Origin of the sequence: Mycobacterium sp. (assembly GCF_040509115.1) — a bacterium.
Classification (GTDB): Bacteria; Actinomycetota; Actinomycetes; order Mycobacteriales; family Mycobacteriaceae; genus Mycobacterium.
In genome coordinates, this window is the sequence record NZ_JBEVLO010000240.1 from 1 (window position 1) to 10,465 (window position 10,465).

Annotated in this window: 8 protein-coding genes; 2 read left to right on the plus strand and 6 right to left on the minus strand. The window is 67.7% G+C overall.

Features of this window, described 5'->3' with window-relative positions:
- The 5 genes from eccCa to ABW137_RS16525 form a co-directional block, all read right to left on the minus strand.
- Nucleotides 1–2,090: type VII secretion protein EccCa (eccCa, locus tag ABW137_RS16505; RefSeq protein WP_526401832.1), on the minus strand; the 2,090-nt coding region annotated here is incomplete at its 3' end.
- Nucleotides 2,090–3,559: a type VII secretion protein EccB gene (eccB, locus tag ABW137_RS16510; RefSeq protein ID WP_526401834.1), complete on the minus strand. Its 1,470-nt coding sequence runs from the start codon at nt 3,557–3,559 to the stop codon at nt 2,090–2,092. The genes eccB and eccCa, both read right to left, overlap by 1 nt.
- A 1-nt stretch (nt 3,560) precedes the next feature.
- The gene (gene eccA, locus ABW137_RS16515) at nt 3,561–5,282 is read right to left on the minus strand and encodes a type VII secretion AAA-ATPase EccA (RefSeq protein ID WP_526401836.1); all 1,722 of its coding nucleotides are present in this window, start codon (nt 5,280–5,282) and stop codon (nt 3,561–3,563) included.
- Nucleotides 5,275–5,745: a YbaB/EbfC family DNA-binding protein gene (locus tag ABW137_RS16520; RefSeq protein WP_526401838.1), complete on the minus strand. Its 471-nt coding sequence runs from the start codon at nt 5,743–5,745 to the stop codon at nt 5,275–5,277. Before ABW137_RS16520 ends, eccA begins: the two co-directional genes overlap by 8 nt.
- 15 nt (nt 5,746–5,760) lie before the next feature.
- Nucleotides 5,761–6,525 (minus strand): ESX secretion-associated protein EspG, encoded by a 765-nt coding sequence (locus ABW137_RS16525; RefSeq protein ID WP_526401844.1) that lies wholly within the window; start codon nt 6,523–6,525, stop codon nt 5,761–5,763.
- Between the two features lie 622 nt (nt 6,526–7,147).
- Between ABW137_RS16525 and ABW137_RS16530 the strand changes: the two genes are divergently transcribed.
- Nucleotides 7,148–8,662, plus strand: coding sequence for a MinD/ParA family ATP-binding protein (locus ABW137_RS16530; RefSeq protein ID WP_526401840.1), 1,515 nt, complete (start codon nt 7,148–7,150; stop codon nt 8,660–8,662).
- 12 nt (nt 8,663–8,674) lie between these two features.
- On the opposite strand, the gene ABW137_RS16535 is transcribed toward ABW137_RS16530, so the two are convergent.
- A complete protein-coding gene (locus ABW137_RS16535; protein ID WP_526401846.1) occupies nt 8,675–9,457 on the minus strand; it encodes a transcriptional regulator in 783 nt (260 codons plus the stop codon).
- 414 nt (nt 9,458–9,871) lie between these two features.
- Between ABW137_RS16535 and ABW137_RS16540 the strand changes: the two genes are divergently transcribed.
- Nucleotides 9,872–10,219: a WhiB family transcriptional regulator gene (locus ABW137_RS16540; RefSeq protein WP_526401842.1), complete on the plus strand. Its 348-nt coding sequence runs from the start codon at nt 9,872–9,874 to the stop codon at nt 10,217–10,219.
- Nucleotides 10,220–10,465: the final 246 nt, after the last annotated feature.

The window sequence follows — 10,465 nt, forward strand, 5'->3', positions numbered from 1 at the left end:
GACTGGAACTTCACCGGGTCCTCCATGCCCACCCGAAGGAACCCGACACCGCTCTCCTTGTTGGTGATGTACTGCGCCTCGGGGGTGCCGATGACCGCCTTCGACTCCGCGGAACTCGTTGTCCGCAGCGCGATCCGGTACGTCAGGTTCGGCTCCAGTTTGTCGATGCGAGTACCGCCGGTGTTCAGCGACTGCGTGGCGAGGAGCAGATGCACGCGCAGCGAGCGGCCGACACGACAGATGCGGTCGAAGAGCTGGATGAAGTCCGGGTGGTTCTGCAGCAGCTCGGCGAACTCGTCGACGACCACGAACAGCGTCGGCAGCGGCGGAAGGTCCGCGCCGCGTTCGCGGTGCTTCTCGTACTCGGCGACCCCAGACAATGCACCGGCCGCGCCCACCTGGATGCCGGCCTGGCGAAGGATCGACTGGCGCCGGTCGAGCTCACCGGAGAGCACCTCACCCATGCGGCTGACGAGCTCGGCCTCTTCCTCCATGTTCGTCACGACTGCGGCGGTGTGCGGCAGTTTCTCCATGCCGAGGAACGTCGAGCCGCCCTTGAAGTCGGTGAGCAACAGGTTGACCTGGTCGGGATGGTGCGTGGCCGCGAGCGAAAGGATCAGCGTGCGAAGGAATTCCGACTTGCCGGAACCCGTCGTGCCGATGAGCATGCCGTGCGGGCCCGCACCGAATTCCGCGCCTTCCTTGATGTCGAGGTACATGATGTCGCCGGTCTTCAGCTCGTGGCCGAACGGGATGCGCAGGCGGTCGCGGTCGAGGTCGGTGAACATTCGCCACCGACTCGGGGTGACTTCCTCGACGGTCTGCGCACCGACGAGTTGATGCCACTCGGTGGCGACCTTCTTCTGCACTCGGGTGCTTCTGTCGATGATCGTGCCGGTGATCGACCAGCCGGCGAGCTTGCGGGCGATCCGGGTGGCCTGCGAGGCCGTCATGCGATCGGAGGTGCTGGTCACCAGCCGGAAGCCCATGTTGGGCATCCGGTCGTCGGCGGTGCCGTCCTCGGCGACCCTGATCCGGTAGGCCGAGCCCCGGTGGTTGCCGAGTGTGATGACGGTGACGCCGGCCCGGCCGTCGACGGGGAAGCCGGCCTTCCCGCCTGCGAGATCCACGACGACGACGTACGGTCCGCTGGGCGCGGAGTCGGCGGTGTGCGGTCCGCGGGCCGTCAGATCGGACAGGCCGTCGGGGCGAGTGAACACCAGCCGGACGGGGCCGGCGGCGTCGGTGTCGGTTTGGTGCTGCACGTGCGGCAGCCACTTCAGCCAGGCCCACTCCGGGTCTTCGGGGTTGTCCGTCAGCACTCGGATCTGCAGGACGTCCGGCGGATGGAACACCGCGAGATGACAGATCATCGCGGCCAGCAGGCCGGCGGCACCGTCGGGGTCTCCCCCGATCGCGATCGTCGGAAACGTCCGCAGCTGAACGAGTTTGGGGCAATCATGGATCAGCCCGTGGGTCCGCAGGAACTTGGTCAGCCACATGTGGCTGACGGGTTCGAGGTGGGGTTGCGGCGCGGCCTGTGGACCGGCGAGCTCACCACCAACGGCGGGTTTGAGCAACCGGTCGACGGCGGGTTCCGAACCGATGCCGATGCGCGTCGCGGCGTAGAAGTCCGCATTCGAGGCGCGCGACCATTGCCGGTTGGTGCCGATGATCGACAACAAATCGTCGGGATGCGGTGCGTGGTAGTTGAAGAACGCCACCTGGGCGGCCGCCGACGACGTCACCCGCGTCCGCAGGCCCGCGAGGTAGCGGAGGTATTCCTTGCGGTCGGCGTTGATCTCGGGGACCTTCTTGCCACCCGATCCGCCGCCCGCCATGAAGCCGACGGTCGCCATGACCATCATCAGCGGCATCATCAGCATGTACGGCGACAACTGCCGGATGCCGGTGAAGATCATGATCGCGATCATTCCCAGCATGCCGCCGCCCATCACCCATGGCAGCACCTTCTGAATGCCCGACGCCGGTATCTCGACGCCAAGGTCGTCCGGCGGGGTGACGTTGATTTCGCCGGGGGTCAAGCGTGGGCCGCGCTTGATCGTCGGGGTGAACTTCCTGGTGGTCATTAGCCGCCTCCTGCGCCCGCCGTCACGGGCTGGTTTCCGTCGGGCACCCTGCGCGGGTCGGGATCGGCGGGAAGCGTGTCATGCTCCAGCAACGCCGCCTCCTTGGACAGCACCGGCCCGTCGACGAGCAGGCTCACGACCTGCCACGGCGCGGTGGCCGGTCCCGACAACCCGAGGACTCCCGCGGTGTCCTCGTTGGGCAGTCCGTAGCGAATGCCCTGTGGATCGATGTAGTACAGGCTCTCGCCGTAGCGCGGATCCGGCGACTGCAACCTGATGTACTGCCCACCGTTGATGAACACCGTTGCATCGCCGCCGATCTGGTCGATGCCCGTGTTGAGCGAGGCGGCCGGGATCGGCAGCCGCCTACCCGCGATCACCGAGGTCTTGGGTGACTGGTCGCCTGGCTCGCGCTGCCACGACCAGCACAGCGTGGGATCCTCCTCGCGCAGGAGCATCTCCATTGGCGCGTCTGGCAGCGGGGAGGTGAACACCTCCTCGGTGATCCTTGCGACGGTGCTCGACTCCACCGATGGCGGCGAGATCAGCCCGTAGGAGTTGCTCGCCCGCAGCGCGGCCGCCGTGGTGTCGTTGACCTTCGCCACACCGTCGGGCAGCACGACGTACTGCTGTTCGCCCGACTCGGTGACCGTCTGAAAGACGGCTCCAATCACCAGATTGGGCGGCAGCCCAAGGGTGTTGGGAGCGCCGGCGGCGGGGATGTCCGGCAGCAGCCACGGTCCAGCGTTGGGGAGTGCGTTGAACACCCCTTCCGAGATGGGGGTCGACCTGGCGGTGACGGGGATGCCAACCGCCGACGTCACGGCGCGATCGGAGAGGTCGATGGCGTGCCTGCCGCTGTCTGTGATCAGCCAGTCCGCGCCCTGGTAGGACACCAGCATCCCCTGGCCGGGCGTCATCGGCCCCACCGAGGCGTCGGTCACCAGCGGCAGCACGATCACCGACGTCTGGATGGTCGGCGCGACGCTCTCCGGCTTGGTCACGGTGTCACACAGCGACCAGGTCGACTCTGCAACGCCCGCAACGGGTGTGGCGTACGGAGCCCCGGGGATGCCGATCGGCTGTCCCTTCGGCATGCGGTTCAGTTCGTCGGACTTCACCGCGTTCGGCGTGCCAGGATTGCCGAGCACCAGGCGCGCCGAGGTCAGGTTGTAGACAGGTCGCAGCTGACCGTTGCCGGGCATGACGATGTAGAGCTGGTTGGTGGTCCTGTCGACCAGCAGGCTGTCCCCGCCGCGCTTGCCGAGTGGCTTGAAGTAGGCGAGCAGCGCAGCGCCGAGGCAGATCACCACGGCCAGCACGATGCCGAGCGACACTGCGCGGCTGTAGAACTGCAGCGGATCGTCGAACATTCGGGTATCGCGTCGCACGATGGCGTGCTCGACGCGGCGCAGCAGGAAGCGCCAGCCGCTGACCTGAACCTTGGTGGTTAGACGAAACCCTGCCACGTCACTCGCCGATGTTCAGTCGACTGTGTACGGCGTCGATGGCGCCTGCCATGTCCTCACCGTCGATTTCGCTGAGCTGATCCACGTCCAGGCTCTCGAAGTCCAGCGACCTGGCCAGTCGCATGTCGCGCGCCTGTTCGCCGGCTTCCACCAACTGCCTCGCGTAACGGCCATTGCCAGCGATGTCCAACGCGGGCTTCCCGTTGAGCGAGCGCTGACCAAGCAGCGTCGCGGCCTCCAACGCGCGCTTGGTGGCCTCGTCACTGAGCGTCGAGTCATTGGCTTTGGCAAGGACTTTGGCGATCGCGACGATCTCCTCGGGAGCATAGGAGTCGAACTCGACCCGGGTGGCGAACCGAGACCGAAGACCGTCGTTCGATTCCAGCAGGCGGTCGATGTCGGCGCTGTACCCGGCAATGATGACCACCAGGCGGTCGCGGTCGTTCTCCATCCTGGCGAGCAGCGTGTCGAGGGCCTCCGTGCCGAACGGGTCGGCCCTGCCGTCGCGTTCCTGCACCAGCGTGTACGCCTCGTCGATGAACAGCACCCCGCCAAGGGCGCGGTCGATGGTGCGGGCCGTCTTCACCGAAGACTGCCCTTCGTATTCGGCGACGAAGTCCTTACGCGATGTCTCGACCAATTTTGGTTCGGCGATCACGCCGAGGCCGGCCAGGATGTTGGCCACCACCCTGGCGATGGTCGTCTTTCCCGTGCCAGGAGGTCCGGTGAAGATCATGTGTTTGGACTGCTGGGCGACCTTCATCCCGCGCGCCGCCCGCACCTTCGCCATTTGCGTTGCCGCCCGGTATCTTTCGATCTGCTCCTTGACGCGGCTGAGGCCGATCTGTTCATCGAGCACGGCCTGGGCCTCCGCCAGCAGCTTCTCCCGGCCCGAGTTGTCCGCCACGACGCTTGCGGGATCCCACGGATCCTTGCGGGCCGCGATCTTCTCGGCGGTCGTGGTGACCAGCCGATAGTTCGGGTCCCTCAGCGCCGCGGTGACCTTGGGCTCGGAGTGGGTGGCCTGCAACCATTCCAGGAGGACGGTGGCCGATTCCTCATTGCCCTGGCTGCGCCTGGTCATCGCGAGATTCCAGGCGATGACGGTGGCGCACGCCTCCCCCGCTGGTGAGGCGTTGCCTTCGGTCAATCGGCGGTCGGCCTCGTTGAACAGCCCCAGATTGGCGGCGGCGACGCCGTGCGCCACGCCTGCCGCCGCGGCGAGAAACTTGTCCGGCCAGTTGCTGGCACCGCGCACCTCGTCGATGACGTCGGTCCAGCGTTCGGCGGCGGCATATACCACCGCCTTGGCCCAGGCCACCAGATGCTCTGCGCCACTTGCCTGCACGCCGTCGAGCGCGTCCATCGCGTCGACGTAGTTGCCGAGGGCGGCCTCGTGGACCGCAAAGCCCAGGGTGATGGACAGCGGGGAGTTGACCGGGTAGGTGATGTTGCCGAACTGGCCACCGATCTCGACCCTGGCCTCGAGGCTGTTCATCGAGATCTCCGCGGCCCCGGCCAGCTGACCGAAGCTGCCTCGCGAGTACCAGGCCCGGAACAGCGTGACGCGGTCGATGTCGCCGCAGCGGATGCGACCAACCCAGGCATCGCAGGCGGTTTCGTCGATGTTGGTGATCTCGGTGAACATCGCGAGTGAGCGCGTCGGGGCGGTGGGCAGCATGCCGACGGCACTGCCGAACAGGGCTGCAAGCTGGTCAGTCATTGTCACCTACGTATCGTGTTGCGAAGATCTGCGCCCTGGCGGCGGTCGCCTCCTCCGGGGAGGGCAGATCGAGGTCTCTGGACAGGAAGTCGCGCGTGGCGACGTCGTCGTGGCCCTGCTCGCGCATGCCGTCGAGCATGAACTCGTACTGCGCCGCCCTGGCATCCTGGGTGGCCAGCCGCGCGATGACGACGATCTCCTCGGCAAGATGCCGTTCGGTCATGCCGGTCACCCTCGGCCCCAGGTCGATGCGTGTCACCCGCCCGTCCATGAACGCCGAAACCGTCACGGTGCCCGGCGGATTCGTCACGGCAAAGCTGGGTTCGAGAGGGCCGTCCTCGCCGGAATGGCTGGAGCCCTCGTATTGCAACGCATCCAGATCCGACGCATCCGCCGAGACGTCGGCCGCCAGGAAGTCGAGGTCCCCCAGATCGTCGTCCTCCGGCCCCGGAGTGTGGTCCACCAACAGTCGACCTCTCTACTCCGGGTGGTTGGCGTCGGTTTGATCGAACCAGGCGCGCGAGGGCAGGAATTCCATCAGGCCGTCGAGCGCGCGTTGCAGGTTCGCCGGAGTCCCCGGCAAGAAACTTCCATACAGTTCGCCGTTCACCCGGCGAGGAATGGAGACGATTCGACCCTGCCGCGAATCCAACACCCCGGCCGCCACGTCGGCCTGGGTGTAGGTGCCGCCCGCGTGACGTTCGTTCGCGGTGATCTCCACCCAGCTGTCGGGGGCCGCAATGATGTCGGCGTAGACCCTCGCGGAGTCCATGGCGATGCCGAACTGTGCCAGCTGATGTGCTGACGTCGACTCGGCCAGCCGGGTGGCCACACCGGTCAGCGGCTCCACGTCGGCTGCCGTCGCGGACCCGAGGACCGCGGTCACCATGCCGGACATGCCCACCTGCGGGGCGATGCGCTGCAGCACGATCATGTCGCCGTCGCGTGCGGCGATCACGTGTCGGTCACCCTTTCGGCAGATCGCGAAGCGGACCATCTTGCCCCCGACGTCGCGGCGCCACCAGCGGCCCTCCAGGGTCCGATCGGGCCTGCTCAAGGTGTCGACCATCGCGGCAACCTCGGGATGCGGCGTCCCGAACAGGTCGACGACGCCCTGTGCGGCGAGGTCGCGTGACACCTGCTCCCACACGATGTTGCGCAGATCCAACTGCGGGATGTTGGGCCGGATTCCAAGCGAGGGAGGAAATTCCAACAGATTGAGCCGATCGGCGATGACCAGCATGCCGTCGATGGTCACCTCGACGGCGACGACGTCGTCGTAGTGCGTCGTCGCGTATCCGCCGGACAATTCGTACCCCCTCGTCCCATCGTGTTACGTCGTCGGCGCGGGGGACGTGGTCGGCTGCACCTTGCGGGCGCCTTTGCCGACCCCCTAAACGCAACCACTGAGACGCTCGCCCACTCCGGTGAATCCACGCGCCCCGGGACCCCTTGCCGAAAAACGAGCGTACCAGCGCTTCCGACCCACCGTAGGCACCATTTCTCCGGCTTCATCGGTGCCACCGTCGGACGTGCCCGCGTGCGCGCGGCCCGTTGAGCTGTGCGAACACGCTGCGGCGGCGGTCAACGCGCGCAAAACCGCAGGACCGTGACCGTGACCCGGAAAAGCGGTTGGCGAGGGAGCAGCCGCGCCCGAGGCGACTGGTCGTGGTATCCGTCGCCCAGGAAAACAGCATCGGAGGTGACGGCGATGGCATCCGACGACGTCCGCGACGGCGTTTGCCAGCGGCCAACTCGCGACGTCGAGTCGTCGGTGCCACGGTGGCTACGCGGACGGGTAGTTGATACTTGAACCAAGGCCGACCGGCTCGTCGTCTGATCCAACGGAAGGGAGAACTGGTGCCGTGAGCGATCGCGACGACGCCCTGCGCCGAGAGCTCGGCTGGACGGGGCCCGAGGAAACCGACTACGAACCGCCGTCCGCGGAGCCGACCGCCACGCCTGCCACGCCGACGCTGCCGACGCGTCCGCCCGTCGACTACACGCCTCCCGTCGTACCCGCCGAGCCTGCCCCGGAACCACTGCCGGAGCCGCCGTCACCCTCGGAACCCCCCGCGTCGGCCGCACCACGGAACCACGATGAGCGTCCAGCCGCGGCTCCCCATCCCCCGCAACATCCCCCGCAACGCTTCGCGGGATCGCCGCGCGACCCAGGGTCGTTCCCGGTGCAGGGCCCACCCCAGCAATGGGGTCCGCCGCCACCGGCCCGGGCGCAGCCACCTCAACAACAGCCGCCCCAGCAACCTCCGCCCCAGCAACTTCCGCCCCAGCAACCCCCGCAGCGAAACCAACCCGGCTGGCCTCAGGGCGGACCGCCGCGCCAGGGCCCGCCACCGGGACCACCCCAGTACGGGCCGTGGCAGGGCCAGGCCTTCGGCCAGGATCCACGCGGCGGTCCGCCACTGCCGCCGGGTTCCTACGCGGACCGAATCCGCACCGACGCTCTGGTCCGACCCCGCCGCGCCGCTCCAGGGCGGGGCTGGCGCCTCGCCGTCTTCCGGATGACGTTCGGCTTGGTCAACCTCGGTCCGTCACCCGACGAGATTCGGCAGGCGGAACTGGAGGCCCGCATCAAAGTGGCGCTGCGGGGCCACTACAAGGTCGGTGTGATGGGCAAGGGCGGCGTCGGCAAGACGACCGTGTCGGCCAGCATCGGCTCGGTCTTCGCCGAACTGCGCCAAGACGACCGCGTCGTCGCGCTCGACGCGGACACCGCGTTCGGAAAGCTCGGCAGCCGCGTGGACCCCAAGGCCGTCGGCTCCTACTGGGAACTGGCCTCCGATCAGCACCTGGAGACGTTCGCCGACGTGCGCAGTCGGGTCGGCAACAACTCCGCGGGCCTGTTCGTCCTCGCCGGCGAAGGCAGCCCGGCGCGTCGGCGCGTGCTCGATCCCGCCATCTATCGCGAGGCGGTGGCACGGCTGGACCGCTACTTCTCGATCACGATCGTCGATTGCAGTTCCACGATGGACACCCCCGTGACGCAGGAGGTGCTGCGCGATCTCGACGCGCTCGTCGTGGTGTCCTCCCCGTGGGTAGACGGCGCCGCCGCCGCGGGTCAGACGATGGACTGGCTCGCCAATCGCGGACTGGCCAGCCTGCTCCGGCGCACGGTCGTGGTGCTCAACGACTCAGATGGCCACGCCGACAAGCGGACCCGCGCCATCCTGGCGCAGCAGTTCGCAGGGCAGGGTCAGGTGGTCGTCGAGGTTCCGTTCGACGCGCACCTGCGGCCTGGCGGCGTCATCGAGGGGACCACCGAGATGTCGGCCCCGACGCGCCGCAAGTTCATCGAGATCGCCGCCGCGCTCGCCGAACACTTCCCCGCCACCGACGATCGCAACCGGGACCGCAGCTGACGGCAGGTCCGCTCAGCTCCAGTCGAGTTGGCCGATCAGTGACTCGACGGCCGTGGCGGCAGCCGGAGCGACGGGCTGCTCTGCCTCCACCGCGACGATGACGTCCTCGTCGACCTCGGCGGCCTGGGCCGTCTCGGCGATCGTCAGGCTCGCCCGTCGACGCGCTGCATAGAGCCGCTGACCCAGCGTGGCTCCGTCGGCGGCCGCCGCCAACATCGTCAGCTCGTCGATCCGTTGGCGCACGCCGCTGAGAGCTCGGATCAACGTGGGGGTGACCTTGCCGATCCGGGCTGCCCGCGCGGCAACCGCTTCGAGTTGGTGCAGGTCGGACAGGATCGCGGTGACCCTCGGCGTGAAGTCCGGGTCGTCCTTGCGTGGCAGCGCGTCGATCGTCGAACCCAGCGTGTTCACGGCCGCGACCACGGCCTGAGCGATCAACGATCCCTCGTCGGCGCCCGCGGCAACGCGGGTCGTGGGCGCGGGGGCGGGCTCGGCGTCGGCCGCCGTGGCCGAATCTCCCGATCGCAGCGCAGCGATGGTTCCCGGCGGCCAGCGCAGCACCTCTTCGAGCTTCGCGCGCGTCTTGTCCCGAGGCCAGCTTCGCCCCTTCTCGAACGAGATCAGCGCTCCGGCGTTGATGATCCCGTCGGCGGCGAGGCTGCGTTGGCTGATGTCGAGCTCGCGTCGCCGCGCCGCCGCGGCGGCACCGGCCCGGACCATACCGGGGTCGAGCGGGCCGCTGCCGTTGCCATCGATCCCGTCAGGATCGGGGCTGACCGGCGTACTCGTCGTCATCACGTCGTCGTCATCACCCCGAATCGCAGTCACGGCGTCGCAATGGTAGCCGAAGTCGGTGCATCGCTATGGCTTGATCGTCTTTCATGCTCACTGCTGCGACAGTCGTCGCAGTGTTCGAACCTTCAAACCATCTCATCGCTACGGCGCGAACGTCAAGCTCGCTCGGCCGCCCGCGAGTCGCTTTGCCGGATGGATTCCGGCGTTGTACTGCAATTATTCCTCGTCGGCGTGGAGTCCGACCGGCGACTCCCTTGCGTACGCACACTCCCTGGCTTGGCTATCCATGCCCCATTCCGAAGCAACTCGTCGCACCGCTTCGGTTGAAAGTGTTGCATCGCTACGGTTGCTGCTATACATTCACTTTCATCGACCGAGGATTCAGTGCCAATCCGCCAAGACCAGGAGACGACCATGAAGGCCACCGGATTCAAGCCCCAGGTACTCACCACCACCGGCGCCAGCGCCGTAGGACTCGACGGGCTACCCCTCGGCGAGTGCACACGAGATCCCGAGCGCTGGACCACCGCCGCCGACGAGGACGCCAAGACCATCTGCCGGATGTGCCCCCGTCGGTGGGCGTGCGCCCGCGAGGCCGTCGAACTCCCCAAGGCCGAGGGCCTGTGGGCGGGCATCGTGGTGCCCGAGACGGGACGTGGCCGGGGTCACGCTCTACGACAACTCCGGGAACTCGCCGAGCGCAACGGCTACCCGGTCCGCGCCAGGCGCATCTTCGCCGAACCCATGCTCGAATCGGCCTGACCAGGGGGGACGAAACACTCTCGCTGCCGATTCGAGGGGGCGGCAGCGAGGGTCGTTTCGTTTCACGCCGACGCCTCGGGGACGGCTCGGGGACACCTCGGGGACACCTCGGCCCCGAATGGAATACCCAAGGGGCCGAGAGCGGTTAAAGTGTTCCGTGACGGTGCCGGACATGCCCCGGGTACCAACTAAATTCGTCGCCTAGAGCGACCACCTGCCGTGAGGCGCCATGGCGGTACCGTCGCC